Source organism: Streptomyces sp. Q6 (assembly GCF_036967205.1).
Classification (GTDB): Bacteria; Actinomycetota; Actinomycetes; order Streptomycetales; family Streptomycetaceae; genus Streptomyces; species Streptomyces citrinus.
The window spans coordinates 8,022,287-8,048,998 of sequence record NZ_CP146022.1; the positions used below are offsets into that span (position 1 = coordinate 8,022,287).

Consider the following 26,712-nt stretch of genomic DNA (forward strand, 5'->3'; position numbering starts at 1 on the left):
TGCGGGATGGCTGCCGAGCTGATCCGTATCGTCTCCCGTTCCTCTCCGATGGCCCTGGCGCAGGTGGAGCGCGTCCGCGAGGAACTCGCCGCGCTCCACCCCGAGGTGCGCACCGAGGTCGTCCCCGTCACCACCAGCGGCGACAAGTGGATGGGTGACCTGGCGAAACTCGGCGGCAAGGGCGCCTTCACCAAAGAGGTCGACCAGGCACTCCTCGACGGGCGCGCCGACCTCGCCGTGCACTGCCTCAAGGACATCCCCGCCGACCGCCCGCTGCCCGAAGGGTGCACGTTCGGCGCCTACTTGAAGCGGGACGACGTCCGCGACGCGCTCATCGACCCGCACGGCCGCACCCTCGACGAGCTGCCCGAGGGCACCAGGATCGGCACGTCCTCGGTCCGCCGGGTCGCTCAACTCGCCGCCAGCCACCCGCACGTGATGTGTGTGCCGATGCGCGGCAACGCCAACAGGCGGCTGGAGAAGCTCGCGGCGGGCGACGCCGACGTGCTGCTGCTCGCCCTGTCGGGGCTGGAGCGGATCGGCCGCACGGACGTGGTCACCGACGTGCTCGCGCCCGAGCTGATGTGCCCGCCGATCGGCGCCGGCATCCTCGCGCTCCAGTGCCGCGCCGACGACACGGTCACCCTGGACACGGTGAGCGGGCTCGGCCACCGCGACACCTGGCGGGAGGCGACGGCGGAGCGCATGTTCCTGCACGTCCTCCAAGGCCACTGCAACTCGCCGGTCGCCGGGTACGCGCGGGCCGAGCGCAGCGGCGATCTGTCGCTGCGCGCCTGCGTGTTCACGCCCGACGGCAAGCGGGTGCTCAACGCCCAGGAATGGGCGGGTCCGCTGGACCCGGCGACGCTGGGGATGTCCGTGGCGGTGGCGCTGCTGCGTCAGGGGGCGCGGGAACTGATCGACGGGATCCCGCACTGACGGCTTCCGTCTCCCGTGCCGGCAGCAGGCGCGCCGCCACGGCGGCCGCGCACGTCAGGGCCGCCAGGACGGTCAGCGTCGTGCGCATCGAGCCGACGAAGTCCGCGCCGGACGCCAGCAGTGTCGTGGCCGTCGCCACGCCCAGCGTCGGCCCCACGTTCATCGCTGTCTGCTGCAACCCGCCCGCGACCCCGGCGTGCGCCTCGGACGCCCGGCGCACCAGGACCTCCGTCGCGCTCACCATGACCGTGCCGAAGCCCGCGCCCATCGCCACCGCGCAAGCGCCGATGGCGAGTTGAGCGGCGCCTTCGTCCAGCCGGCCGAAGCCGAGGACGCCCGCCGTCAGCAGGAGCATCCCGGCCGCCGTCGTCGCCCTCGCGCCGTGCCGACGCAGCAGCACCGCGCTCAGCGGCGCCGCGAGGACCATGCACAGCGCGGCGGGCAGCATCCGCAGGGCCGTCGCCAGGGCGTCGAGGCCCAGCACGTCCTGGAGGAAGTACGTCGCCGCGAACAGCGACCCGAACAGGGCCGCCGACGACGTGAGCAGGATGCCCAGCGCCGCCGCGGACACCGGCGACGCGACGATCGCGGGGGTGAGCAGCGGGCTGGAGGTGCGGCGCTCGTGCCGGACGAGGAGCGCCGTCGCCGCGGCGGCCCCGGCGAGCGCCGGTGTCGCACCTGCCCCCGGGAGTGCGACAAGTCCCGTGACGAGGCAGGCCAGCGCGGTGCCGAGAAGCAGCGCCCCGAGCGGATCGAGCCCCACGGGCGTCGTCGTCGGTGCTACCCGCGGCTCCCGTACGAAGAGGACGAGCAGCGCGATCACCACCGCCGGGAGCACGCCGAGGAAGAACACGGAGCGCCAGCCGAGATGCGCCGTCAGGACACCGCCGACCAGCGGACCCGCGGCCGCCGCGAGCCCGATGGCACTGGTCCGCAGCGCGATCGGCATGCCCAGTTCGTCCGGCGGGTACGCGGCCCGCAGCATGCCGAGCGTCGCCGGTTGCAGCAGCGCCCCGCACACGCCCTGGACGACGCGCAGCGCGATCACCCAGCCGATGCCCGGGACGAGCCCGATGCCCGCCGACGTCGCCGCGAACCCGAGCATCCCGTACGCGAACAGCCGCCGGTGTCCGAACCGGTCGCCGAGCCGCCCCGCGAAGACCAGCAGGCTCGCCACCGCGATCAGATAAGCGGTGCTCGTCCACTGGACCTGCGACAGCGAGGCACCCAGATCGCGCTGGAGCGCGGGCTGGGCGATCGTCAGGACCGTGCCGTCGAGCGCCACCAGCACCGCGCCGACGACGCTCCCGGCGAGCATGACCCGCCGCTGCGCCGGGGCGCTCATCGCGCCACCGGACCCAGGTGAGCGTCCAGTACGGAAGCGAGCAGCGGCTCGATCTCGTCGCCGCCCACGGCCAGTTGGAGACTGCCCCAGCCCCACAACTGCGCGACCCCGTGCAGATTGGCCCACAACGCGCCCGCCACGACAGCGGGCTCGACGTCGGGACGGGCCGCCGCGACCAGCTCCACCAGCACCTCGAAGAGCGGCAGGCTCGTGTCGCGCAGCCCCAACTCGTTGCTCTCCAGCAGATCGTGACGGAACATCAGCTCATACATGCCGCGATGGTCCGCCGCGAAGTCCAGATACGTACGGGCCAGGGTGGCGAGCCGTGCCCGCGCGCTCTCGTCCCCGGCCGCCCGTACGGCCTCGTCCGCCTGTGCGCCCAGCTCCGCGAAGCCACGCCGGGCGATCGCCGACAGCAGTTCCAGGTGCGTGGGGAAGTGGCGCCTGGGTGCTCCGTGCGAGACACCCGCCCTGCGGGCGATCTCCCGCAGTGACAGGGCCGCCGCCCCTTCCGCGTCCACGAGCGCGACACCCGTGTCGACGAGTCGATCCCTGAGTGAGCCGATACCGCCGCTGTCCGCGCCGTCCATGCGTTCCCTCCGCAGTCCCTGCCGGTCCTCGTGCAGAGACACTGTCTACCCGACGGAGGTAGACAGTGTCTACTCGCGTCGGTCGTCGTGCATCCCTTCAAGGTCGTACGCGGACGCGTTACGCTGCGCGCCGCCCGCACCCGCCGACGAGCCGGCCGGAGACCACATGATCGACACCCTCGACACCGAGATCCCCGACGGCGACGCGCGGCGGCTGCGCCTGGACGTCGAGAAGGACGGCATCGGCGTCCTCACCCTGTGCCGCCCGGCCAAGCTCAACGCCTGGAGTTGGGAGTCGAGCCGTCAGCTCGGCGTGCTCACCGACCGGATCCGCTTCGACGACCGCATCCGCGTCGTCCTGCTGCGGGCCGAGGGACGGGCCTTCTGCGCGGGCATCGACGTGACCGCGCCCGGCGGCGGCATCGAGGGCGAGAGCGGATCGGCGCGCAGCCGCGCCTACTACGAGGGCATCCGCTGGGTGCACGAGCGGTTCGCCGCGTTCGCCCGCTTGCCGCAGCCCGTGGTCGCCGCCGTGCGGGGGTACTGCCTGGGCTTCGGGTTCGAGCTGGCCCTGATGGCTGACGTGCGGATCGCGGCGGACGACGCCGTGTTCGCGCTGCCCGAGGCGCGGCTCGGCGTCGCCGTCGACGCGGGCGGTGATCTGCGCATCGCGCGGGAGGCGGGCGCGGGCTGGGCCAAGTTCCTCGCGCTCACCGGACGACGCATCGACGCGGTCACGGCCAGGGAACTGCGACTGCTCCAACACGTCGTCCCGGAAGCGGAGTTGGAGGAGGCCGCCCGGGACGTCGCCGCCGAGATCGCGGCCAACGCGCCCCTGGCCGTGCAGTCCGTCAAGCGCGACATCGACGCGTACGCCGACGCCGGGCTCGACGCGGCGTTGGACCGGGTGGCGATGAGCGCCGCCCTCACCCTGACCTCGAACGACGCGCGCGAGGGCTTCGCCGCGAAGGGGGAGCGACGGCCACCGGAGTTCCGCGGGGCGTGAGCGTGCCGGGGCCGGGCGGAATCAACGACGCGCCGGGTCCGTTGCGCTCGGTATGACTACCGCAGACACGTACGGCACGGCCGCCACGGACTTCGACCCCCGCACCCTCCTCGCCGAGAGCCGCCTCGGTGTCCTCGCCACGATCAAGTCCGGGGGCCTGCCCCAGCTCTCACCCGTCATGCCCTTCTACGACCGCGCGAACGAGACCCTCTACGTATCCATGACCGAGGGGCGGGCCAAGACCGCGAACCTGCGCCGCGACCCGCGGGCGGCACTGGAGGTCACCGGCTCCAGCGGCCGCGCGTGGGCCACCGCCGAGGGCAAGGTCACGCTCATCGGCCCCGGTACCGATCCGCACGGCCCGGAGGTCGAGGCGCTGGTCGACTACTACCGCGCGGCCGCCGGCGAGCACCCCGACTGGGACGAGTACCGGACGGTCATGGTCGCCGACCGGCGCGTCCTGATGATCATGGCCGTCGACCACGTCTACGGGCAGCGGATCGGCTGAGGGCCGGGTGCGGAACGCCTGTCAGCAGCCTGCCGCACGGCACGTACGCCGCTCAGCGTGGGTCGAACGGTCCGCGGCCGAGCTGGTCGCGCACGGTTGTCACTGGTGCGTTGACCAGGCCGCGTCGTTGCCAGTTCGCGCCGTCCACCACCAGGGTGTGCCCGCTGATGAACCGTGCGTACGGCGAGGCGAGGAAGGTCGCCGCCCAGCCCAACTCCCTGGGCGCGCCCACCCGGAGAGCGGGCTGGCGGGCGGCCGGATCATCGGCCCGGTCGAGGTTCTCGCGGATGTCGGGCGTCATGTCGTCGTGCGGCATCAGGCCCGGCACCAGCCCGTTGACCTGGATGCCGTACGGGCCCCACTCGACCGCGAGGGTCTCCACCAGGTTCTTCACGCCCGCCTTGGCCGCCGCGCTGTGCGCGAATCCGGGGCCGCCGGTCCACGCGTACGAGGCACCCACCGCGATCACCGAACCCGGGGTGCCCGCGGCGAGGTGCCTGCGGCCGAACTCGCGGGTCATCAGGAACGTCCCGTTGAGCGTGATGTCGACCACCGAGCGCCAGCCGTTCGGCGTCAACTCCTCAGCGGGTACGGGGAAGTTGGCGGCGGCGTTGTTCACCAGGACGTCCGGGATGCGGCGGTGCGCCGCCTCGGCCGCGTCGAAGACCTCGGCGATCCGCGCGGCGTCCCGTATGTCGCAGGTCGCCGCCGTGACCGTGCCCGCGCCCTCGATACGGGCCAACTCCTCTCGCGCGGGCGCCAGATGCTCCGCCTTCCGGCTGACGATCATCACCGAGGCGCCGAGCCGTACGAACTCGGCGGCGACGGCCCGCCCGAGCCCGGTGCCGCCCCCGGTCACCAGGACCAGCCTGCCGTCGTACGTGTCCGGGGGCAGCGCCGACGCACCGAGCGGGGGAGGGGCGGGCAGGCCGGGTACGGAGGAGGGATTCATGCGGGCATGGATACCGCTTGAGCGCTCAACCCTCCATGCCTGGAGCGAACTTCACGCCGGTTCGGACACCTGGGACACCTGGCGCGCCCGTGCGACCGCCTGCTCGCCCTCCGGCGAGAACACCCCGGACCGCCGCAGCGCGACCTTTCGTTCCAGGTCGGCGTGGAGCAGGTCCGTGTTGATGAAGGTGCCGGCCCGGTACCCGGCGCTCGCCGCGTTGACCACCTGCTCCGCGGGCCCCGCCGCGTTCCCGACCGCCCACACGCCCGGCACGCTGGTCAGACCCGTCGGGTCGATGTCGGCGAAGGGACCGGCCGGGGTCTCCTTCGTGCGGGCGCCCAGGGCGGCCAGCAGCGCGTCGCGGGGCACCATGCGGGTCGGCACGACGAACACCGAGCGTGCGACCGTCCGTCCGTCGGTGAGCCGTGCACCGGTCAGTCGGTCGTCCTCGACGACGAGTTCGGCGACCGCGCCGGTCACGACGCTCACTCCCGCCGCCGCGAGCATCTGCCAGTCCGCGTCCGGGAGTGCGTCCGCGTCGACGTCGTGCAGGAAGAGCGTCACGTCGTTCGAGAGCTGACTGAAGAGCAGCGCCTGGTGCGTGCCGAACGCCTTGCCGTACAGGACACCGATCGGCTCGTCCCGCCCCTCGTACCCGTGGCAGTACGGGCAGTGGATCACGTCCCGGCCCCAGCGTTCGGCGACGCCGGGGATGTCCGGAAGCTCGTCGACCAGGCCGGTCGCGACCACGAGCCGACGTGCGTGCACCTGGCCGCCGCCCGCGAGAGCCACGTCGAACTCCCCAGCCGCGTCCGGGTCGGCCGCCGTCACCCGGTCCCGTACGAGCTCGACCCCGTACCCGGCGACCTCGCGGCGCACCTCGGCGAGGAACTCCGCCGGCGGCATGCCGTCCCGCGACGGGTAGCCCTGCATGTGCGCGGCCGGCGCGTTGCGCGGCTCGCCCGCGTCGACCACGAGCACGGAGCGGCGCGAGCGGCCGAGGATCAGCGCCGCCGACAGGCCCGCCGCGCCGCCGCCGACCACCACGACCTCGTACGTCTCCTTCTCGGTCCCGTTCATGTGCCCACCTCGTCGTCCGTGCGTCTCTGTGTGTGTACCTGCACTCATGAAGGTGCATCTGAGCCGACCGTATTGACAAATGCATTTGCCGAAACTGCAATGGATGCATGAACCAGCACACGCACGAGCACGACGACGAGCCGTCCGGGGCGAGCATGGACGCCGTGCTGTCCGGGGTCGGCCCCCGGCTGCGCGCGCTGCGCAAGGAGCGCGGCGCCACGCTGTCGGGTCTCTCCGAGACGACCGGCATCTCGGTCAGCACGCTCTCCCGCCTGGAGTCCGGGCTGCGCAAGCCCAGCCTGGAGCTGCTGCTGCCCATCGCCCGCGCCCACCAGGTGCCCTTGGACGAGCTGGTGGGTGCCCCGCCCGTGGAGGATCCACGGGTGCGCGCGAAGCCGATCAAGATGGGCGGCCGGACCCTGATCCCGCTGACCCGGCAGCCCGGCGGCCTCCAGGCGTACAAGGTGATCGAGCCGCAGCGCCTGATGGAGCCCGACCCCCGCACCCACGAGGGGTACGAGTGGCTGTACATGCTCTCCGGCAAGCTGCGCCTCGTCCTCGGCGAGCACGACGTGGTGCTCGGCCCCGGCGAGGCCGTCGAGTTCGACACGCGCGTGCCGCACTGGTTCGGCTCGACCGGCGAGGGTCCCGCCGAGTTCCTCAGCCTCTTCGGGCCGCAGGGGGAGCGGATGCACGTACGGGCACGGCCCGCGCGAACGGCCCGCTCCGAGGAGTGAGCGGAGCGACCCGGCAGGGGCATTCACAGAAGGGCAAGCGACCGCTTAGTATGCAGCGGAACCCGGTGTGACGACGCAGTCCCGTGGAGGCTCCGCATGCAGGCATGGCAAGTGCACGAGATCGGCGAGCCGAGCGAGGTGATGCGCCTCGAAGAGGTCGAGCGCCCCGTGCCCGGCGAGGGGCAGGTCCTGCTCAAGGTGCGCGCCGCCAACATCAACTTCCCCGACGCGCTGATGTGCCGCGGTCAGTACCAGGTCAGGCCGCCGCTGCCGTTCACCCCCGGCGTGGAGATCTGCGGCGAGACCGAGGACGGTCGCCGCGTCATCGCCAACCCGGTCCTGCCGTACGGCGGCTTCGCCGAGTACGCCGTCGCCGACGCGCGCGGCCTGCTGCCCGCGCCCGACGCGCTGGACGACGCCGAGACGGCCGCGCTGCACATCGGCTACCAGACCGGCTGGTTCGGCCTGCACCAGCGCGCCCGCCTCCAGGACGGCGAGACGCTGCTCGTGCACGCCGCCGCCGGTGGCGTCGGCAGCGCCGCCGTCCAGCTCGGCAAGGCCGCGGGCGCCAAGGTCATCGGTGTCGTCGGCGGCCCGGAGAAGGCGAAGGTCGCCGCCGAGCTCGGCTGCGACGTCGTCATCGACCGCCGCTCCGAGGACGTCATCGCCGCCGTGAAGGAGGCCACCGGCGGCCGCGGCGCCGACGTGATCTACGACCCGGTCGGCGGCGACGCGTACACGCAGTCCGCGAAGACCGTCGCCTTCGAGGGCCGGATCGTCGTCGTCGGCTTCGCCAGCGGCACCATCCCGAGCCCCGCGCTCAACCACGCCCTCGTCAAGAACTACTCGATCATGGGTCTGCACTGGGGGCTGTACGCCAGCAAGAACCCCAAGCTCATCCCGCACTGCCACGAGCGGCTCACCGAACTCGCCACGCGCGGCGCGATCAAGCCCCTCGTCAGCGAGCGGGTCGACCTGACCGGTGCCGCGGCCGCCGTGCAGCGCGTCGCCGACGGCGTGACCACGGGCCGCGTCGCCGTGATCCCCGGCCTGACCGCCGACAAGGAAGGTGCCGCCGCATGACCGTCGACGCCGCTCGACTGCGCTCGCTCACCCAGGAGTTCCTGGCCGCGCACCCGCCCGCCACCACCCCGCGCGCCGACTTCCTCAGCGCCCGCTTCGACGCGGGCCTGGCCTGGGTGCACTACCCCGAGGGCCTCGGCGGGCTCGACGCCCCGCGCTCCCTCCAGGCCGTCGTGGACGCCGAACTGGAGGCCGCCGGCGCCCCCGACAACGCCCCGAGGCGCAACGGCATCGGGCTCGGCATGGCCGCCCCCACCATCCTCGCCTTCGGCACCGACGAGCAGAAGCGGCGGTTCCTCAAGCCGCTGTGGACCGGCCAGGAGATCTGGTGCCAGCTGTTCAGCGAGCCCGGCGCCGGATCCGACCTCGCCGCGCTCGGCACCCGAGCCGTCCGTGAGGGCGACGAGTGGACGGTCAACGGCCAGAAGGTGTGGACGTCCGGCGCGCACAACGCCCGGTTCGCCATCCTCATCGCCCGCACCGACCCGGACGTGCCCAAGCACAAGGGCATCACGTACTTCGTGTGCGACATGACCGACCCGGGTGTCGACGTGCGGCCGCTGCGCCAGATCACCGGCGAGGCCGAGTTCAACGAGGTGTTCCTCACCGACGTCCGCATCCCCGACGCCCACCGCCTCGGCGATGTCGGCAACGGCTGGAAGGTCGCCCAGACCACCCTCAACAACGAGCGCGTCGCCATCGGCGGCGCCCGCATCCCGCGCGAGGGCGGCCTCATCGGCATCGTCGCCGGTACGTGGCGCGAGCGCCCCGAGCTGCGCACCCACGACCTGCACCAGCGCCTCGTGAAGTTGTGGGTCGACGCCGAGGTCGCCCGCCTCACCGGCGAGCGGCTGCGCCAGCAGCTCGTCGCCGGACATCCCGGCCCCGAGGGCGCCGGCATGAAGCTCGGCTTCGCCCGCCTCAACCAGGAGATCAGCGGCCTGGAGGTGGAACTCCTCGGCGAGGAGGGCCTGTTGTACGACGACTGGACGCTGCGCCGCCCCGAGATCGTCGACTTCGCGGGCCGCGAGGCCGGCTACCGCTACCTGCGCGCCAAGGGCAACAGCATCGAGGGCGGGACGAGCGAGGTCCTGCTGAACATCGTCGCCGAGCGCGTCCTGGGCCTGCCGCCCGAGCCCCGCACCGACAAGGACGTCGCCTGGAAGGACCTCGCCCGATGAACACGACGCCCACCCAGCCCGACCTCCTCTACTCCGAGGAGGAGGAAGCGCTCCGCTCGGCGGTCCGCGACCTGCTCGCCGACCACTGCGACGCCACCGCCGTCCTCGCCCGCATCGAGTCGGACGAGCCGCACGACCGCGCCCTGTGGAAGAACCTCGCCGAGAGCATGGGCCTCGCGGGTCTCCTCGTACCGGAGGAGCGCGGCGGCCAGGGTGCCTCGCACCGCGAAGCCGCCGTCGTCCTGGAGGAGTTGGGGCGCGCTGTCGCCCCCGTGCCGTACCTGACCAGTGCCGTCATCGCCACCGAGGCGCTGCTTGCCTGTGACACGGACGCCGCCGCCACCCTGCTGGCGTCCCTCGCCTCGGGCCGCACCGTCGGCGCACTCGCCGTGCCGTCGGCGGCGACGTCCGGGCGCGCCCTCGACGACGTACGAGAAGCGGACGGCGCCCTCACCGGGCAGGTGACCGGTGTCGCCGACGCGGCCGCCGCCGACGTGTTCCTCGTGCCCACGGCGGACGGTCTCTTCGCCGTCGACGCCACGGCCCAGGGCGTCACGGTCGAGGCGCAGATCTCCTTCGACCGCACCCGCCCACTGGCCACCGTCACCCTGTCCGGCGCCTCCGGACGGCTGCTCGCCCGGGACGCCGCACCGGCCGTGCGCCGTGCCCTGCGCGCCGGAGCCGGTCTCCTGGCCTCCGAGCAACTCGGCCTCGCCGAGTGGCTGTTGGCCGAGACGGTGCGCTACACCCGCGAGCGCCACCAGTTCAACCGGCCCATCGCCTCGTTCCAGTCGCTCAAGCACCGGCTCGCGCAGCTGTGGCTGGAAACCGTCAACACCCGTGCCGCCGCACGGAACGCGGCCGACGCGCTCGCCACCGGCAGCGCGGACGCCGACATCGCGGTGGCCGTCGCCCAGGCCTACGCGGCGCCCGTCGCGGTGCACGCCGCCGAAGAAGCCCTCCAGTTGCACGCGGGCATCGGCATGACCTGGGAACACCCGATCCACCTCTACCTCAAGCGGGCCAAGGCCGACTCGATCGCCCTCGGCACGGCGGGCCGCCACCGCGAGGAACTGGCCGAACTGATCGACCTCCGGGCGCCCTGAGCGTCCCCGCGGGCCGACGGCCACCGCCGACGCGGTGGCCGTCGGCCCGTGCGGCATCGCCCCTCCGCGCCCGTGTGATCATGACCGTATGACGCCTGGCCGGATCATCTTCCTCAACGGCACGTCCAGTTCGGGCAAGTCGAGCATCGCCCGCGAACTCCTCGACGTCCTCGACGACGGCGTCCACTTCCATCTGGCGGTGGACGCCTTCAACGCCATGCGCACCCGGCGCGACCTGGGCCCCGAGGAACTCGACGCCTCTCTGCGCCGCACCCGCAGGGGCTTCCACCGCGCGATCGCGGCCATGGCCGAGGTCGGCAACGACCTCGTCGTCGACCACGTGCTCAGCGAGCCCTGGCGGCTGCGCGACTGCCTGAGCGTGCTGCGCCCCGAGGACGTCGTCTTCGTCGGCGTCCGCTGCCCGCTCGACGAACTCACCCGCCGCGAACGCGCCCGCGGCGACCGCCCGCCCGGACTCGCGGCCCTCCAGTACGACCAGGTCCACCGCTACGGCGACGCCGACATCGACTACGACATCGAGTGCGACACCGGCCTGTCGAGCCCGCGGGACTGCGCCGAACAGATCAAGGCGTTCCTGCCCCACCGGCCGACCCCCACCGCGTTCGGCCGCCTGCGCGAGCGACTGTCCGCGGGGGAGCCGGCGCGCCAGGTCCCGGCGCGATGACCCGGCGGTGAACCAGGGGCGGCAGTCCGGCCAACTCCCGTCACGGCACTGCCCTTCGGCGTCCCCCGCCCCGCATACTCACCCGTGTCCCCACCCGCCCACCACGGGAGGCACACATGGCCCTGACCACTCGCCGCAGAGCGCTCGGCACCCTCGCCGCCGCACTCGCCACCGGGATCGCCGCACCCGGTCTCGCGCACGCCGGGGCAGGGCGGCGCGGCCCCGCCCGCTCCCGCGCGCGCACGCCCACAACGACTACGAGCACCCGCGGCCCCTGTTCGACGCGCTCGACCACCGGTTCAACAGCGTCGAGGCCGACATCTACCTCGTGAACGGCGAGCTCCTCGTCGCCCACGACCCGATCGACCTCGACCCCGCGCGCACCCTCGACTCGCTCTACCTCGCCCCGCTCGCCGCCCGCGTCAGGGCCAACCACGGCTCCGTGTACCGGGGGTGGCGCACCCCGCTGCACCTGCTCGTCGACATCAAGACCGAGGGCGCCGCGACGTACCTCGAACTCGACCGGCAACTGCGCCGCTACCGCGGCCTGTTCACCACGTACGCCCACGGGCGGGTGCGCAACGGACCCGTCACAGCCGTCGTCTCGGGCGACCGAGCCGCCCGCGTCCCGATGGAGGCGCAGCGCAGCCGCAGCGCGTTCTACGACGGCCGCCTCGCCGACCTCGGCACTGCGGCGCCCGCCTCCTTCATCCCGCTCATCAGCGACAACTGGGCGAACAACTTCACCTGGCTGGGCACCGGCCCGATCCCTGCGGCCGAGCGCGCCAAGCTGCGCGGCATCGTCGACGCGGCTCACGCGCGCGGACAGCGCGTCCGGTTCTGGGCGACGCCTGATCTCGCCGGGCCCGAACGCGACGCGGTCTGGGCCGAGTTGATCGCTGCCGACGTCGACCACCTGAACACCGACGATCTCGCCGGGCTCGAAGCCTTCCTCGAGGCCCACGACCGGTGACCGTGGGACGGTGACCCGCTGTTAACACCCGTTCGGGGGACAGGTCATGCCCCGGTGGGCGTCCTCCGCTGCGTCACACTTGCGGCCGAAAGCCACGGTGTTGACGTGGCGGAGGAGGTTCGACGATGTCGCTGTCCATTTCCATCGTGCTGTTGCTCCTGATCGTCGCGGTGATCTTCCTGCGCAGCGGTTCCATGAAGCTCTCGCACGCCCTCGTGTGCGTCTTCCTGGGGTTCCTGCTCGCGGGGACCAGCGCGGCCCCGACCATCCACAACGGCATCAGTGCCACCGCAGGGCTCGTCAGCAGCCTCAACCCGTAGCCGCGCCCCGCGCCCCGCGTGATCGTTTCGGGTTCGTGAACAACTCCCGTATATGCATGGACACTTCAAGGGTGGCGACCTAGCTTCGGCGCATGCCGCCTCGCAGACATCTCGCCCGTGCCGCAGCCTTCACCCTGACCCTCGCGGCGGCCTGTGCCGTGCAGCCCCAGGTCGCGTCGGCCGACGAGATCCCCAAGGCCCCGGGCCACCGCCTCGTCACGCAGTACGAGGGCGCGCCCGCCGCCCCGCAGCCCGTCCCCGGCAAGGCCCCCGACCAGCACCCGTACCTCGCCGCCAACGGCCGCAGCGGGATGCACGCGGACGCCTGGGGCAGTGGCACGTACCCCTGGAGCGGCCCCAGCGGGAAGAGTCCGACGGTCAGCAGCGAGCAGATGGCGGCGCTCGGCGGCGAGTGCGCCACCGTCACGTTCGACCGGGCCGGCCGCATCGTCACCGTCTGCGGCACCTTCACCGGGTTCCTCGTCAAACTCCTCGACCCGCACAGCCTCGCCACGCTCGCCGAGTACCAGCTCCCGCAGCGGCCCTCCACCGTCGAGGCGATCACCCGGCTCGACTTCGCGAAGATCTTCAAGGACACGTCGGGCGGCGCCTACTCCTACCTGGACGACCAGGACCGCCTCGTCCTCGCCGACTCCCGGCAGCACATCGTCCGCCTCGCGCACGAACAGGCGGCGGACGGGAGCTGGCGGTTCGTCGTCACCGACGACTGGGACCTCACCGGGCAGGTCCCCCACGACTGCGTCAGCTGGACGAACCTCTACCCCAGCGGCGAGTGCGACCCCGTCACCGCCGTGATGCCCGACTGGGAAGGCCGGATCTGGTGGGTGACCCGCCAGGGACGTGTCGGCACCGTCGACCCCGCCACCGGCACCATCCGCTCGATCCGCCTGCAAGGCGAGGAGATCCAGAACTCGTTCTCCGTCGCGAAGGACGGCGTCTCGATCGTCACCGACCACGCCCTGTACGGGTTCACGGCCGCCCCCGACGGCACCCCGAAGTCGGTCTGGCGGCAGACCTACGACCGGGGCACCGGCACCAAACCCGGCTCCGTGAACCAGGGTTCGGGCACCACCCCCGACCTGTTCGGCGAGGGGGAGGACTACGTGGCCATCACCGACAACGCCGACGACCGCATGAACGTCCTCGTCTACCGCCGCGGCGCCGACGTCCCCGACGACGAACGGCTCGTCTGCAAGGTGCCGGTCTTCGGCTCCGGCGCCTCCACGACCGACAACTCCCTCATCTCCCACGGGAACAGCCTCGTCGTCGAGAACAACTACGGCTACGAGAACATCACGTCCCTCACCTTCGGCCGCAGCGTCGTCGGCGGCGTCACCCGCATCGACGTACGCGCCGACGGCAGCGGCTGCGACACGGTGTGGGAGAGCGGCGTGCGCGCCCCCTCCACCGTGCCGAAGCTCTCCACCGCCAACGGGCTGCTGTACTTCTACACGAAGGAGCCCAACTCCCTCGGCGTCGACGCCTGGTACCTCACGGCCGTCGACTTCCGCAGCGGTGAGACCCGGTGGAAGCGCCTCGCGGGGACCGGCGTCGCGTACGACAACAACTGGGCGCCCGTGACGCTCGGCCCCGACGGGACGGCCTACGTCGGTGTCTTCAACGGGCTGGTGGCCGTGCGGGACAACTGACCGGCTACGGGCGGGAGTAGACGCCTATGCCGTTCGCGACGGCGCGCTCCGGGGGATCCGTGGGATGGTTGCGGACCGTCACCGTGGCCGCCCCCGGGTCCCGCGACACCAGCGTCGAGGAACCGCCGCCGTCGAGGCTGAACGCGTCGGTCGAACCCAACGACCGCATCGTGTCGGCGACTTCGGCGATCGACAGACCGGTGCGGTACGCGGGCGCCCCGTCCAGGGCGAGCAGGATCAGGGTCCGGCCGTCGTCGGCGATCCCGGCGGCGGTCCGCACGGCCGAGGTCCTCGCGTCCAGGCCGGGCAGCGGCGCGCCGTCGCGCAGCACCGGATAGCCGCCGACCGCGAAGCCGTACGGGACGCGGGAGCCGGCCGCGACCAGCCGGTGCGTGACCCGCACCGGATCGCCCGCGGACAGCTTCCGCAGCCACTGGGCGCCCGCCTCCCGCCCGACCAGAACCGTGTCGGCGTCCGCGATCGGACCGCCGCCCGGGGTGTCGGCCGATGCCACGACCCGGCCGTGGCGCACCGTGACCTCGTACGTGTCCGTACTGCACGGAGCCGCCCGCTGGGTGTCCGTGCCGCAGGTGGCGCGCACCCGGGACACGCCGCCCCAGTCCGCCGTGAACGCGCCGACCGAACCGACCGGCAGCGCGTACTGGTTGAGCCCGCCGAGCGGGACCGCGTCGTCGCGCGTGCGGACCGACCCGTCGAGCGCCAGGCTGTCGAGCCGGGCCCGCCGGTCGACCCCCACTCCCAGCACGTCGCGCGTCGAGGTGCCCGGCGGCAGGGCGGGCCCGAACCGCTGCCCGTCCGGGACGGCCGCCTTCAGCGGGTGTCCGTTCGCGATCGCGGGCCCGACCGCCGCGCCGGTCGCCTCGACGCCCGGGTGCTGGGTCTCCGTGATGTTGAAGAAGTCCCCGTTCACCCCCGCGACCGCGCCGCTCGCGTCGGCCATCGACGACACGGTGGCCCGCGCGCCGACCACGCCCGGGTGCAGCAGCCCCACCCGTATGTGCGGGTCGCGCAGATCGACCGTGACCACATGGGCGTGCGCCGTGCCCTGGTCGCCGGTATGTCGAACTCCGTGTACGTGACGCCCGCCGCCACCCGGGCCGCGCCCGGATCGGCGGCGGCCGGCGCCGCCCCGCCCAGCACGGTCCCCGCCAGTACGCCCGCGACCGCGAGGGCCGCCAGAACACTTCTGCGTCTCTTGCCAACTCTCGTCTGCATCAAGGGAGTTCAGCAGACGTCCGGAGCCCCGTCGATGGCTATGTACCGACCAGCCGGGAACGGATCAGGAAACGTACGCCCTCCGGCGCCTCCAGCGAGAAGCCGCTGCCCCGGCCCTCGACCACGTCCACGATCAGACGCGTATGACTCCACACCTCGTACTGGCTCTTCGACATCCAGAACGACACCGGCTCCGCCATCCCCTCCACCGCCAGCTCCGCGAGCAGCACGTCCGAGGCACCGGTGCGGAACTCGCCCTCCGGGTAGCACATCGGCGCGCTGCCGTCACAGCAGCCGCCGGACTGGTGGAACATCAGCGGACCGTGGGCGTCCCGCAGCCGCCGCAGCAGGTCGGCGGCCTCGGGCGTCAGCTCCACGCGGGGTACGTCGGTCATGACGGGCAGTGAAGCCCCAGGGACGTTGCGACCACGTTGCACGTCTGGAGGCCCTTCGCGCATAGGCTCCTCGCATGGAACAGAGGGAGATCATCCTGCGGGCGATCGGCGTACTGACCGAGACGCAGGAGATGGTGCGCAGACTGGGGACGGGTGAGGCACTCGACACCGACGTCAATCAACTCGGCAAGCTGGTCTCGGAGGTGTTCCCGACCATCGAGATCCCGGCCGGAGCCACCGCCGAGGAGGCGGCCGAGCTGACGATCGCGGCCCTGATGCCGGCGAGCGTCTCGCTCGTCGAGGCGTTCGCGTTCGTGTTCATGCAGCTCGCGAAGGTGCACGACGAAGGACGCGGCGACGTCACGTCCTCCGAGCTGCTCCAGGAGATCGCGCTGCGGATGTCCGAGCCCGGCCCGCAGGAGTGACGCGGGATCGCGCTACTTCCCCGGATCCCGGAACCGGCCGAACGCCTTCGTGAGGGCGCTCAGCGGGGAGGCCTCGCCCTTGCCGGGCGAGGCCGTCGAGGGGCGCGGCAACCCGTCGCCGCCGGTCGCCTCGGCCAGCGCCGCCTGCGCCGCCTCGGCCGCCTCCCGGTACAGATCACGGGACCGGGTCATCGCGTCGAGTGCCTCCGCGTACCGGCCGACCATGTCCTGCGCGTGGGCCAGCTCCTCGTCCGGCGTGAGCAGGTGCCAGCCCTTGCGCAGCCGCGTGAGGGCCTGCTCCGCCTCGGCGGACAGGGGCCGCGGGATCGCCGCGAACTCCGCGATCCTGGCGAGGAGTTCGGTCTGCTCGGAGCCGTCGAGGAAGACATTGCGCACCGTGAAGTGGTCCGCGTCGTAGCCCGGCGGCGGGGGAGACGTGGGCAGGACGACGGCGCCGCCGCGCGGCATCCCCGACTTCAGCTCGCGGCGCAGCGCGAAGTCCGCGATCTGCGCCTGCTCCGGCGTCGCCCGGTGCTCGATCACCCGGTGTCGCAGGCTCGGCGGCAGATACGCGGTGACCGGCCGCTGACCGCGCGCGTCCGGCGTCATCGCCTCGTGCACCACCACGTGCACGTACCAGCTCTGCTTCGCGCAGTCCCGCAGCAGGTGACGCAGTTCGTCGTCGTCCTTGGGCAGCGGGTTCGGTGCCCGCAGGCGCAGCCCCGCCACCGTGTCGTGGTCCCACGGGATGCTGTCGCTGTCCGGCCAGAACATGGTCAGCGGCGACGGCCACCGCGGGTCCCAGGCCTGCTCCGCCTCGGCGGCCAGCACCCAGCCGACACCGGGCGCACCGTCCTTGCGGCGCGCCTCGACGTCGTACGTGGTCAGCTGTGCGCGGACCGTGACGCCGTCGACCGGGCGCCAGCGCGCCTCGAACAGGCGGCGGGTCGCGGGTCCGGGCACGGAGTCCTCGTCCCGCGGGTGCAGGGCGGTGGAGCGGGCCGCCTCCACGGGATCGAGATCGAGGAAGCCGTCGAGCACACCGGCCGCCTCGAGGGCGATCAGGTTGCGCCGGACGTCCTGCTCGGGTTCGGGCCCGAGATGGCGCCCGCGTCCCAGCCACGCGGTGTCGGGGACGAGGGGCGAGGGGGTGCTGGTCTTAGACATGGAGTCGTTCTGTGAGCGGACGGGGTGGGACCCAGTATGGGCCGCCTTCGCCCCGGACGGTGCAGGCAGGGGGTGCCCGGCGCGCCATGTCCGGTGCTTCCTGTCACGGTTCGCCAGGTGTGAGAGGAATCTTCGTGGAACCCGTGTGCACAGAGGTCTCAGAAGTGATGCACATGATGTGGCCGCTCCGGGCAAGGCGTCCTCGGGAGTGCGACAGGTCGGTAAGGAAGGACAGCGGTGATGGATGATGGCTGACGGTGAGGGGCGGACGAGCGCCGACGACCTGGCGGCGACCGTGGTGAACGGGTACGACCCACGGGGAGTGACCGACGCCCGGTTGTTCGCGGCGGACTTTCTGGACACGCTCGCCCGCCGGGTCCCACCCGACGAGCCCGACAGTCGTGACGACGCGCTGCTCATCGTGGACGAGCTCGTCGCCAACGCGGTGCAGTACGCACCGGGGCCGGTCACCGTCACCCTGCGCCGTACCTTCGACGGCCTGCACCTGACCGTCGGCGACAGCAATCCGGTGCCGCCCACGCCGCGCCCCGCCGATCCGCGTCGCGGGCCGGGACACATCGGCTGGCATCTGGTGCGCGCGCTCGCCCGTCAGGTGCATGTCGTGGCGGGCGCCGGCGGCAAGGAGATCCACGTGTTCCTCCCCTGGTGACGCGGACACCTGCCGAAAAGGCCCGCGAAGTCGTTGCGAGAACGACTTGTTTGCGGTGCGGGGGCCGGGGCAAACGGGAGTCGTGCTTCGGACAGGAGGCGCGTTCGCGGGAGAGGTGTGTCCTTTCCCGGTGGACGGCCGCTTCGTCGGTCGTTCCCGGCTCCCGCGGTGACCTGCCAGCAGTTATCCGTGGAGGAGCGAATCTTCATGATGACCCAGACCGCCGCACACCCCGCCCCGCGCACGACCGCCCCGGGGCGACACCCGCATGACGACGCGCCCGACACCGCCGTGCTCTTCGCCCGGCTGAACAGCCTCGACGCGGGGCCCGAGTACGACCTCGTCTGCGAGCAACTCGCCTCGGCCTGGCTGCCGATGGCCCACCGCATCGCCGGCCGTTACCGTGACCGCGGCGAGAGCCTGGACGACCTCAAGCAGGTCGCCGCCGTGGGCCTGCTCAAGGCGATCAAGCGCTTCGACCCCGAGCGCGGGGCTTTCGAGAGTTACGCCGTGCCCACCATCACCGGCGAGCTGCGCCGCCACTTCCGGGACCGCACCTGGGACCTGCGGGTACCCCGTCGTGTCCAGGATCTGCGGAACAAGGTGCGCGCCGCGCGCCGTGACATCGCCGACGCCCCCGGCGCCGGCGAGCCCGGCATCGCCGAGATAGCCGAGCACACCGGGCTGACCGAGCAGGAGGTCCGTGACGGTCTGGAGGCCCTGGAGAGCTACACCGCGCTCTCCCTCGACGCCGAACTCGCCACCTCGGACGACGGGTACAGCCTGGCCGACGTCCTGGGCACCGCCGACCCCGGCTTCGACCTCGTCACCGACCGGGAGGCCGCTCGGCAGGGCCTGCGCGAGCTGCCGGAGCGCGAACGCGCCATCCTCTACATGCGGTTCTTCGAGGACATGACGCAGAGCCGGATCGCCGAGCAGCTCGGCATCTCCCAGATGCACGTCTCGCGGCTGATCAACCGCAGCTGCGACCGCGTGCGCCGCAGTGCCACGGGAGAGGCGGCCTGATGCTGGTCCCGCACCCCACGGTGCTGCGCAGACTCCTCGCCGAGTACCAGGAGTTGAGCGAGAGCGCGGCGCCGGGCGCCGCGCCGGTGGACGCCGTCACGCGGCAGCGCGTGGAGGACCTCGGCTACACGCTGTGCGTGGTCACCGGAACCCGTCACGTCGGCGCCGCCGTGCGGACCGCCACCCGGCTCCTCGCCTCGTCGGGCCCGGCCCGCGCGGTCGCCGAACCGGCCGGGGAGTGAGGCGTCGCGCCCCGGCCCGGTTCACTCCGCATGCACCGGGCCGGACCGCGGGTGATCCCGTACGCTCGGCGGATGGCCAGGTATTTCGACGTGCACCCCGAGAATCCGCAGACGCGCATCATCTCCGCGGTCGCCGACAGCATCCGCGACAGCGCCCTCGTCGCCTACCCGACGGACTCCTGCTACGCCCTGGGGTGCCGACTCGGCAACCGTGACGGCGTCGAGCGGATCCGCTCGATCCGGCACCTCGACGACAAGCACCACTTCACCCTGGTCTGCCAGGACTTCGCGCAGCTCGGCAAGTTCGTGCAGATCGACAACGACGTGTTCCGCGCGATCAAGGCGGCGACCCCCGGCAGCTATACGTTCATCCTCCCCGCGAGCCGGGAGGTGCCGCGCCAGTTGCAGCACCCGAAGAAGCGGACCGTCGGCGTACGCATCCCCGACCACGTGGTGACCCAGGCGCTCCTCGCCGAGCTGGGCGAGCCGCTCCTGTCGAGCACCCTGCTGCTGCCCGGCGAGGAGGAGCCGCTGACGCAGGGCTGGGAGATCAAGGAGCGGCTCGACCACGCGGTGGACGCCGTGCTCGACTCCGGTGACTGCGGCACCGAACCCACCACCGTCATCGACTTCTCCGGCGGAGAGGCCGAGATCGTGCGGCGCGGAGCCGGGGACGTCGACCGCTTCGAGTGACACGGGGTCCGGTCTCAGCGGCCGACCGTGCCCAGGAACCGGATGTGCGGACGGTCCGCGGGGCCCGGCCGACTGACCTCGGCGCGTACGCCGTAGACCTCGGCGATGAGCTCCGTGGTCAGGATGTCGCCCGGGGCGCCCGCGGCCACCACCCGGCCCCGGCACAGGACGACGACCTGGTCGCAGTACGCGGCGGCCAGGTTCAGATCGTGCAGGGCGACGACGCTGGTCAGGTCGAGCCCGCCGATCAGGTCCAGCAGGTCCAACTGGTGCTGGATGTCGAGGTGGTTCGTCGGCTCGTCGAGCAGCAGCTCGCGCGGCTCCTGCGCCAGGGCGCGGGCGATCTGCACGCGCTGCCGCTCCCCGCCCGACAGCGTGTGCCACAGCCGGTGGGCCCGGTCGGCGAGCCCACTGCGCTCCAGGGCGGCCCGGACCGCCGCCTCGTCCCCGCCGACGCGGCCGACCAGGCGCGGCGGTGCGGCACCCGGCCGAGACGTACGACATCGGCGACCGTCAATTCGACCTGGGTGTCGGCCTGTTGCTCCACCATCGCGATGCGCCGGGCGGCCGTCCTGCGGCGCACCGAGGCGAGCGGGTCGCCGTCGAGGGTGACGACACCGCCGCTCGGGGCCAGCACACCGGCGAGCAGCCGCAGCAGGGTCGACTTGCCCGAGCCGTTCGGACCGAGGAGTCCGGTGACGGTGCCGGGGCGCGGGGCGAGGCTCACCCCGTCGAGGACGAGCGCCCCGCCGGGCGACCAGGACACGCGCTCCGCGCTCAGCCCCTTCCCGGAGACAGTCACCGCACGGCCCTGCCGCGGTAGAGGACGAGCACGAACGCGGGCACGCCGATCAAGGACGTCACCACCCCCACCGGAACCTCCTGGGGTTCGAGGACCGTGCGGGCCGCCGTGTCCACCCACACCAGGAACACCGCCCCGGCCAGCGCCGTCACCGGCAGCAGCCGGGTGTGCCCGGGACCCACCAGGGCGCGGGCCGCGTGCGGCAGCACCAGACCGACGAAGCCGATGGCGCCCGCCGCGCTCACCAGGGCCGCCGTCAACAGGGCCGTCACACACAGCAGGACCAGGCGGGTGCGGGCGACATGGACGCCGAGCGCCGCCGCCGCCTCCGGGCCGAACGCGAACGCGTCGAGCGTGCGCCCGTACCCGAGACAGACCGCGAGGGCGACGACGAGGACCGCGAGGCAGAGCCACACCTCGGTCCAGCCGACGCCGCCGAGCGAGCCGAGCAGCCAGAACAGGACGCCGCGCGTCGTCTCCGCGTCGGCCGCCGTCAGCACCACGAACGACGTCAGCGCGGAGAAGAGCTGCATCGCGGCCACCCCGCACAGCACCACCCGGTCCGTGCTGCCGCCGAGGCTGTGGCTGAGCAGCAGGACGAGCGCGAACGAGCAGACCGCGCCCGCGAACGCGCCGCCCGACACGGACAGGGCGCCCCCGCCCACCCCGAGCACCACGACGAGCACGGCGCCGGTCGACGCTCCGGACGACACCCCGAGCACGAACGGGTCGGCGAGCGGATTGCGCAGCAGCGCCTGGAGCACCGTGCCGCACACCGCGAGGCCCGCGCCGCACACGGCCGCGAGCAGCGTGCGCGGCAGCCGCAGGTTCCACACGATGCCGTCGCGGATCGGCGAGAGATCGGAGGTGCCCCAGCCGAGCCGTGCCCCGACCGCGGCCCACACGTCGGCGACCTCGATGTGCGCGGGCCCGATGGTGATGGCCACGGCGACGGAGGCGCACAGCGCGGCGAGGCCCGCGGCCCCGTAGAGTCCCGGCCGCAGGACGCTCACCTGGTGAGGCCGTACGTGCGCAGCGCCGCCGCCACCTTCTCCACGCCGTCCACGGTCCGGATCGTGGGATTCATGTCCTGCCCGCTGAGCAGCACGTACCGCTTCTTCCGTACGGCCGTCATGTTCTTGGTGACCGGGTCGGACTCCAGGAACCGGATCTTCTGCGCGGCCGACTCGGCGGACTGCGAGCGGCGCGTCAGATCGCCGATGACGAGGACGTCGGGGTCGCGGTCGGCGACCGTCTCCCAGTTGATCTGCGGCCACTCCTCGCGCGTGTCGTCGAACACGTTGCGCAGGCCGAGTTCCTTCGTGATGACGCCGGGCGCGCCGCAACACCCCGCCATATAGGGCGAGTCGGAGTTGGCGAACCAGTACAGGACGTCCACGCCGCTCGCGTCGAGCCCCGAAGTGGCCGCGCCGACACGGGACTTCAGACCGGTGATCAACTTCTCGCCGCGTTCCTCGACGCCGAAGACGCGCGCGAGGTCACGTATCTCCCCGTACACGGTGTCCAGGGTGAGGGCCTCGGTGCGCACCCCGTCGCCGTCGCCACTGTTGTCCTTGTCCGCGCAGTCGGTGGGGGAGAGGTAGGTGGGCACGCCGAGCTTCTCGAACTCCTCGCGCGGGGCCACACCGCCCTTGCCGAGGGTGTACGTGAAGGAGGCCGCGGCGAAGTCCGGTTCGGTGTCGAGGACCTTCTCGAAGGACGGGTAGCGGTCGGCCAGACGCGGCACCTTCGCGTTCGCCTTCGCCAGGCCCTTGAGGACCGGATCGGTCCAGGTGGCCGTGCCCACCATCCGGTCCGCGAGTCCGAGGGACAGCATGATCTCGGCCGACCCCTGATCGAGGGCGACGGCCCGGCGCGGCGCGTGGGCGACGCGGACCTTCGTACCGCAGTTGTCGAGCGTCACGGCGCGTGCGTCGCCGTCCGGCGCGCCGTCGGCCGGTTCCGCTGTCGCGCATCCGGTGAGCAGCAGCAGGGTTCCCGCCAACAGGGGCGCGGCAAGGCGGAGTTGACGTGCGAGGGGCACGGGGAGTCCTTAGCGTCCAGGGCTCATACGCGGAGCCGGCCTACGGTTCACCCCCGCCCGCTGGTCGCCGCCGGAGGCTGCCAGCAGGTCTTCGGACTCGGGGTCGTCCGCGCGAAGCGCCTTCCCGGGCCGGTGGCCCAGTGGCAGTTGCTCCGCCCGTCACCCTCACCGCTGCGCGTCAGTTCCGGGTTCCCACCGGATTCCCTGACCCGTGTGCGTCGTTGAACGCACAAAGGTACGACTGGCTCGGCGAAATTATCACAGGCCGGACGTCTCGGGCCGAGCGGACCCAGGGCCTGCCCGGCGGATCAGGTCGCGGCTCGGGTGGCCCGTGCCCTGCTGCGCCGGCGTGCCGGACCCCGCGTCCACGACACGATCGGCCGGGCAGGCCCTAGGGGGCCGGTGTCCGGCGCTCCGCGTTGAGCACGGCCACCGCACCCCGCGCGTCGCCGATCGTCGCGTAGTCGACGGCGACGAAGGTCACCGGTCGGCCGCGTTCGCGCTCGCAGCGGCGGGCCCGGTCGAGCACGAACCTGCGGGTGTTGACCGTACCGGCGTCCAGGCGGCTGCCGCCGTCGATCGTGATGAAGTGGTTCAGCAGGAAGAGCCGCTTGTCGTCGCCGCCGCGGTGCGCCACGCAGTTCATGTCGCCGGGGGAGCGGAAGGCGAACGGGGTCTCCATGCCGTACCGGTAGAAGTTCCGGTACCAGGGAGCGGGGCCGTCGGCCTGTTCGGCGAAGACGACGAGCCGGCGACCGCTGTCGATCATGTCGCCGAGCGTCGGCCAGGGCCGTGCGGGATCCGGGTCGGGCGTGTGGACCAGATCGTCGAGACCGGCCTCGGCGAACGCCTTCGCGGTGTCCTCACCACTGATCGCGTCCTGCACGATGAACGTGACCACATCGGTGGGATGGGCCCGCATCCAGTCACCGATCCCGCGCAGCGCCGCCACCAGCTCGACCGCCCCGGCCCGGCACACCGCGTGGCACAGCCACAGCCCGTCGCGCGGCGGGTTGATCGCGTTGACCGCCGACCTGACCAGGGCCTGCTGCGCGGGGGTGAAATCCGAGTCGGAGAGCCGCCCGGCGATCTCGTCGGGCCGCTCCCACCGGTACGTGTCGATCTGGAGGGCCCGCACCCCGTCGTCCAACTGCGCGGTGATCCCCGGGTCCTGGAGCGGCCCGATGAACCGGTCGACCGTCGTCGACATGGCGTTGTGCGAGGTCAGGTACGCCACCTCGTCGTAGCGCCGGTCGCACAGCTTGGCGCTGCCCTGGCACACGCGCGGCCCACCGGGACTGATCAGCGGCGGCAGCGCGACCATCCCGGCCACCGCCACGGCGGCCGCGCCCAGCCCCGCCCCGAGGAATCGCCGCGACGGCGCCGTCCGCGCCCGCTCCGCGCGCAGCCGCAGCCCCGCCGCCACCAGCAGCACCCCGACGGCGACGGGCACCAGCGCCGCGACGACCGCGGTGGCGGTGAGCCGGTCGACGGCGGTGCCCTGCACGTCGTCGACCAGCCGGGCCAGGCTCGGCGGCCACGAGGCGGGCGGGTCGACCAGGCGCCCGTCGGCCGACAGCCGCGCCGCGCCCACGGCCAGCAGCGTGAGGAGACCACCTGCGACGAGCGGCACGCCGAGCCGCGTCAACCGCCGTCCGGGCTGCGGCGATCCGGCCCACCACAGCACGGCGAGGGACGCCACGAGCAGCGCGGCCGCGAGTCCCTCGACCAGACCGAGCCCGACCGCCGTGTACGGACGCACGTCGTGCAGCGTGTCGAGGTCGTTGCCCGACTCCCGCAGCGCCGCGCCCAGGTCCCAGGTGCCGTCGTCCACGAGCTGCCGGAGCTGGGCGACCGCGCCCCGCGTGTGCTCCGACAGGGCGGCGGGCGCCACGGCGGCCAGCGCGGTCGCGACGTCCCCGTCGGCCAGCGCCGTCTCCACCTCGGGTCGCAGCGCCCCGCGCTCGTTCTCCGCGACCGCGGACAGCAGCGCGTCCGCGACCCGGTCGGCCTGCTCCTCGGTGAGCGGGAGCGCCGGTATCCCCTCGGGGGCCCGCCCCGCGGACAACTCCCGCAGGGCGTCCGACAGATCGGCGGTGAACCGCTCGAAGTCCGGCTCCGGGCTGCGCTGCACCCCGGCCACGAGGTCACCGAAGTACGTCTGCGCGAGATCGTCGAGGTGGGCGAGGACCGGCCGCAGATCGACGGTGAGGTCGAGGGAGCCGCGCGTGCCGTTGAGATAGCCGACCACGGCCTGGATCTGCTCCAGCGTGAGGTCGCGCACCGTTTCCGGCGGCAGCACCAGCTTGATGTTGGAGGTCACCTGGGCCTCCGGCACGGCGAGGCCGGCGAGCAGATCACGCGTGAGCGGGGCCGCCCGGGGATCCACCAGGACCTCGTTGTACAGCCGGTCGTAGGCGTGCTCCTCGTCGAGGACGGACGCGTGGAAACCCGGGTCGAGGACGGTGCCGCGCACCGTCGCCGTCGTGAGGACGGTCAGCGTGGCGAGCGCCGCCACCACGCAGGCGACGGCACGCGCCGCGAACCGGGCGTCCACGCGGACTCAGAAGTCCACGGGGTCGCGCACGATCGGGCACGTCATGCAGTGCCCGCCGCCGCGCCCGCGGCCGAGCTCGGCGCCGACGATCGTGATCACCTCGACGCCGGCCTTGCGCAGCAGCGTGTTGGTCTGGGTGTTGCGGTCGTACGTGAACACGACGCCCGGCTCGACGGCGACGGCGTTGTTGCCGCTGTCCCACTGCTGCCGCTCGGACGCGTACACGTCGCCACCGGTCTCGATGACCCGCAGCCCGCCGCTCAGGCCCAGGGCCGAGGCGACGACGTCGACGAACGGCGTCGTGCCCTCGTCGGTGATGTGCAGGCCGGGCGCCTTGTCGCTCGGACGCAGCGAGAACGTGTGCACCGAGTCCATGATCCGCGGGTACAGCGTGACGATGTCCCGGTCGGCGAACGTGAAGACGGTGTCCAGGTGCATCGCCGAGCGGAGCTTGGGCATCCCGGCGACGATGACGTGCTCGGCCGCGCCGTTCTCGAACAGGGCCGCCGCGACCTGGGTGACGGCCTGCCGCGAGGTGCGCTCGCTCATGCCCATCAGGACGACGCCCTTGCCGACCGGCATGATGTCGCCGCCCTCGAACGTGGCCTGCCCCCAGCTCCGCTCGGGGTCCCCCCACCACACCGTCGACCCCACGAAGTCCGGGTGGAACCCGTACACGGCCTTCATCAGGAGCGTCTCGTCGTGCCGCGCCGGCCAGGACAGCGGGTTGAGCGTGAGCCCCCCGTACAGCCAGCAGGTGGTGTCACGGGTGTAGAGCGTGTTGGGCAGCGGTGGCATCAAGTACTCGCGTACGCCGGTGGATTCCCGCGCGAGCGACACATAGGCGGAGCGGTGGTCGTCGGGCAGGTCCGTGGTCGCGAGACCGCCGATGAGGTACTCCGCGAGCTGCCGCGGCTCCTGCGCCTCCAGGAAGGCACGGGTGTCGTCGATGAGACCGACCCCGACCTGGTTGGCGACGATCTTGCGGTCCAGGAGCCAGGACTTCGCCTCGGGGATCGCCATCGTCTGCGCGAGCACCTCGTGGAGCTCCACGACGTCGACGCCGCGCCCGCGCAGCTTGTTGACGAAGTCGGCGTGGTCGCGCTGCGCGTTCTCCACCCACATGACGTCGTCGAAGAGCAGGTCGTCGGAGTTGGTCGGGGTGAGTCTGCGGTGCGCGAGCCCGGGTGCGCAGACGAGGACCTTGCGCAGCTTGCCCACCTCGGAGTGGACGCCGTAGGACGCGGAAGCGGGGGTGTCGGTCACGGAGTGCCTTCCAG

General features: G+C 72.6%; 25 protein-coding genes, 3 pseudogenes and 1 riboswitch. Of the genes and pseudogenes, 16 read left to right on the top strand and 12 right to left on the bottom strand.

All coding sequences use genetic code 11. The features are described from left to right. The first annotated feature begins 6 nt into the window (after positions 1 to 6). A complete protein-coding gene (gene hemC / locus V2W30_RS36830; protein ID WP_338702942.1) occupies positions 7 to 939 on the top strand; it encodes a hydroxymethylbilane synthase in 933 nt (310 codons plus the stop codon). Here the strand turns inward: hemC and V2W30_RS36835 are convergent. Both V2W30_RS36835 and V2W30_RS36840 read right to left on the bottom strand, forming a co-directional pair. Beyond that, positions 827 to 2,284 carry an MFS transporter gene (locus V2W30_RS36835; RefSeq protein WP_338702943.1) on the bottom strand — a complete coding sequence of 486 codons (1,458 nt, stop codon included), beginning with the start codon at positions 2,282 to 2,284 and terminating at the stop codon, positions 827 to 829. The two genes, hemC and V2W30_RS36835, sit on opposite strands and share 113 nt — an antisense overlap. After that, positions 2,281 to 2,874 (bottom strand): TetR/AcrR family transcriptional regulator, encoded by a 594-nt coding sequence (locus V2W30_RS36840; protein WP_338702944.1) that lies wholly within the window; start codon positions 2,872 to 2,874, stop codon positions 2,281 to 2,283. Before V2W30_RS36840 ends, V2W30_RS36835 begins: the two co-directional genes overlap by 4 nt. Before the next feature lie 166 nt (positions 2,875 to 3,040). On the opposite strand from V2W30_RS36840, the gene V2W30_RS36845 reads away from it, so the two are divergent. Both V2W30_RS36845 and V2W30_RS36850 read left to right on the top strand, forming a co-directional pair. Continuing rightward, on the top strand, positions 3,041 to 3,880 hold the full coding sequence (locus V2W30_RS36845; protein WP_338702945.1) for an enoyl-CoA hydratase/isomerase family protein: 840 nt from the start codon (positions 3,041 to 3,043) through the stop codon (positions 3,878 to 3,880). Positions 3,881 to 3,932: 52 nt separating this feature from the next. After that, entirely contained in the window at positions 3,933 to 4,388 is a 456-nt protein-coding gene (locus V2W30_RS36850) for a PPOX class F420-dependent oxidoreductase (protein WP_338702946.1), read from the top strand. A gap of 52 nt (positions 4,389 to 4,440) precedes the next feature. Here the strand turns inward: V2W30_RS36850 and V2W30_RS36855 are convergent, their stop codons facing one another. Beyond that, positions 4,441 to 5,340 carry an SDR family oxidoreductase gene (locus V2W30_RS36855; RefSeq protein WP_338702947.1) on the bottom strand — a complete coding sequence of 300 codons (900 nt, stop codon included), beginning with the start codon at positions 5,338 to 5,340 and terminating at the stop codon, positions 4,441 to 4,443. 51 nt (positions 5,341 to 5,391) lie between these two features. Further along, positions 5,392 to 6,420 (bottom strand): NAD(P)/FAD-dependent oxidoreductase, encoded by a 1,029-nt coding sequence (locus tag V2W30_RS36860; protein WP_338702948.1) that lies wholly within the window; start codon positions 6,418 to 6,420, stop codon positions 5,392 to 5,394. A gap of 107 nt (positions 6,421 to 6,527) precedes the next feature. Here V2W30_RS36860 and V2W30_RS36865 point away from each other — a divergent pair, with 107 nt between their 5' ends. The 8 genes and pseudogenes from V2W30_RS36865 (at position 6,528) to V2W30_RS36900 (ending at position 14,175) form a co-directional block, all read left to right on the top strand. Next, complete coding sequence (locus V2W30_RS36865; protein ID WP_338702949.1) at positions 6,528 to 7,157, top strand: XRE family transcriptional regulator; 630 nt, start codon at positions 6,528 to 6,530, stop codon at positions 7,155 to 7,157. A gap of 96 nt (positions 7,158 to 7,253) precedes the next feature. Continuing rightward, on the top strand, positions 7,254 to 8,240 hold the full coding sequence (locus tag V2W30_RS36870; protein WP_338702950.1) for an NADPH:quinone oxidoreductase family protein: 987 nt from the start codon (positions 7,254 to 7,256) through the stop codon (positions 8,238 to 8,240). Then, positions 8,237 to 9,421, top strand: a complete 1,185-nt coding sequence (locus V2W30_RS36875; RefSeq protein WP_338702951.1) for an acyl-CoA dehydrogenase family protein — start codon at positions 8,237 to 8,239, stop codon at positions 9,419 to 9,421. Before V2W30_RS36870 ends, V2W30_RS36875 begins: the two co-directional genes overlap by 4 nt. Then, entirely contained in the window at positions 9,418 to 10,527 is a 1,110-nt protein-coding gene (locus V2W30_RS36880; protein WP_338702952.1) for an acyl-CoA dehydrogenase family protein, read from the top strand. Before V2W30_RS36875 ends, V2W30_RS36880 begins: the two co-directional genes overlap by 4 nt. Positions 10,528 to 10,615: 88 nt before the next feature. Beyond that, positions 10,616 to 11,212, top strand: coding sequence for a chloramphenicol phosphotransferase CPT family protein (locus V2W30_RS36885; RefSeq protein WP_338702953.1), 597 nt, complete (start codon positions 10,616 to 10,618; stop codon positions 11,210 to 11,212). Positions 11,213 to 11,328: 116 nt separating this feature from the next. Next, positions 11,329 to 12,185, top strand: a pseudogene (locus tag V2W30_RS36890) (phosphatidylinositol-specific phospholipase C/glycerophosphodiester phosphodiesterase family protein). Positions 12,186 to 12,310: 125 nt separating this feature from the next. Further along, positions 12,311 to 12,505: a hypothetical protein gene (locus tag V2W30_RS36895; protein WP_338702954.1), complete on the top strand. Its 195-nt coding sequence runs from the start codon at positions 12,311 to 12,313 to the stop codon at positions 12,503 to 12,505. A gap of 92 nt (positions 12,506 to 12,597) precedes the next feature. Next, positions 12,598 to 14,175 (top strand): hypothetical protein, encoded by a 1,578-nt coding sequence (locus V2W30_RS36900; protein WP_338702955.1) that lies wholly within the window; start codon positions 12,598 to 12,600, stop codon positions 14,173 to 14,175. Between the two features lie 4 nt (positions 14,176 to 14,179). Here the strand turns inward: V2W30_RS36900 and V2W30_RS36905 are convergent. Together V2W30_RS36905 and V2W30_RS36910 are read right to left on the bottom strand one after the other, a co-directional pair. Further along, positions 14,180 to 15,411: pseudogene (locus tag V2W30_RS36905) on the bottom strand (phosphodiester glycosidase family protein). Between the two features lie 38 nt (positions 15,412 to 15,449). Continuing rightward, positions 15,450 to 15,806: a DUF779 domain-containing protein gene (locus V2W30_RS36910; RefSeq protein WP_338702956.1), complete on the bottom strand. Its 357-nt coding sequence runs from the start codon at positions 15,804 to 15,806 to the stop codon at positions 15,450 to 15,452. Between the two features lie 74 nt (positions 15,807 to 15,880). Between V2W30_RS36910 and V2W30_RS36915 the strand changes: the two genes are divergently transcribed. Further along, the gene (locus V2W30_RS36915) at positions 15,881 to 16,231 is read left to right on the top strand and encodes a hypothetical protein (RefSeq protein ID WP_338702957.1); all 351 of its coding nucleotides are present in this window, start codon (positions 15,881 to 15,883) and stop codon (positions 16,229 to 16,231) included. A gap of 12 nt (positions 16,232 to 16,243) precedes the next feature. Here the strand turns inward: V2W30_RS36915 and V2W30_RS36920 are convergent, their stop codons facing one another. Further along, on the bottom strand, positions 16,244 to 17,398 hold the full coding sequence (locus tag V2W30_RS36920; protein ID WP_338702958.1) for a hypothetical protein: 1,155 nt from the start codon (positions 17,396 to 17,398) through the stop codon (positions 16,244 to 16,246). Positions 17,399 to 17,642: 244 nt separating this feature from the next. On the opposite strand from V2W30_RS36920, the gene V2W30_RS36925 reads away from it, so the two are divergent. From V2W30_RS36925 to V2W30_RS36940, 4 genes are all read left to right on the top strand, one after another. Beyond that, positions 17,643 to 18,068, top strand: a complete 426-nt coding sequence (locus tag V2W30_RS36925) for an ATP-binding protein (protein WP_338702959.1) — start codon at positions 17,643 to 17,645, stop codon at positions 18,066 to 18,068. 207 nt (positions 18,069 to 18,275) lie between these two features. Beyond that, positions 18,276 to 19,094, top strand: coding sequence for a SigB/SigF/SigG family RNA polymerase sigma factor (locus tag V2W30_RS36930; RefSeq protein WP_338702960.1), 819 nt, complete (start codon positions 18,276 to 18,278; stop codon positions 19,092 to 19,094). After that, positions 19,094 to 19,336 (top strand): DUF5133 domain-containing protein, encoded by a 243-nt coding sequence (locus tag V2W30_RS36935; RefSeq protein WP_338702961.1) that lies wholly within the window; start codon positions 19,094 to 19,096, stop codon positions 19,334 to 19,336. Before V2W30_RS36930 ends, V2W30_RS36935 begins: the two co-directional genes overlap by 1 nt. Before the next feature lie 72 nt (positions 19,337 to 19,408). Then, positions 19,409 to 20,029: an L-threonylcarbamoyladenylate synthase gene (locus V2W30_RS36940; RefSeq protein ID WP_338702962.1), complete on the top strand. Its 621-nt coding sequence runs from the start codon at positions 19,409 to 19,411 to the stop codon at positions 20,027 to 20,029. A gap of 14 nt (positions 20,030 to 20,043) precedes the next feature. Here V2W30_RS36940 and V2W30_RS36945 read toward each other — a convergent pair. The 5 genes and pseudogenes from V2W30_RS36945 to V2W30_RS36965 form a co-directional block, all read right to left on the bottom strand. Further along, positions 20,044 to 20,831 (bottom strand): annotated as a pseudogene (locus V2W30_RS36945) (ABC transporter ATP-binding protein). After that, positions 20,828 to 21,844, bottom strand: coding sequence for a FecCD family ABC transporter permease (locus tag V2W30_RS36950; RefSeq protein ID WP_338702963.1), 1,017 nt, complete (start codon positions 21,842 to 21,844; stop codon positions 20,828 to 20,830). Before V2W30_RS36950 ends, V2W30_RS36945 begins: the two are co-directional and overlap by 4 nt. Beyond that, complete coding sequence (locus V2W30_RS36955; protein WP_338702964.1) at positions 21,841 to 22,875, bottom strand: ABC transporter substrate-binding protein; 1,035 nt, start codon at positions 22,873 to 22,875, stop codon at positions 21,841 to 21,843. The genes V2W30_RS36950 and V2W30_RS36955 overlap by 4 nt, the downstream gene beginning before the upstream one ends. Before the next feature lie 65 nt (positions 22,876 to 22,940). Then, positions 22,941 to 23,136, bottom strand: a riboswitch (cobalamin riboswitch). 130 nt (positions 23,137 to 23,266) lie between these two features. Continuing rightward, positions 23,267 to 25,432 carry a hypothetical protein gene (locus tag V2W30_RS36960; RefSeq protein ID WP_338702965.1) on the bottom strand — a complete coding sequence of 722 codons (2,166 nt, stop codon included), beginning with the start codon at positions 25,430 to 25,432 and terminating at the stop codon, positions 23,267 to 23,269. A 6-nt stretch (positions 25,433 to 25,438) separates the two neighbouring features. After that, the gene (locus tag V2W30_RS36965) at positions 25,439 to 26,698 is read right to left on the bottom strand and encodes an arginine deiminase (protein ID WP_338702966.1); all 1,260 of its coding nucleotides are present in this window, start codon (positions 26,696 to 26,698) and stop codon (positions 25,439 to 25,441) included. Positions 26,699 to 26,712 lie beyond the last annotated feature (14 nt).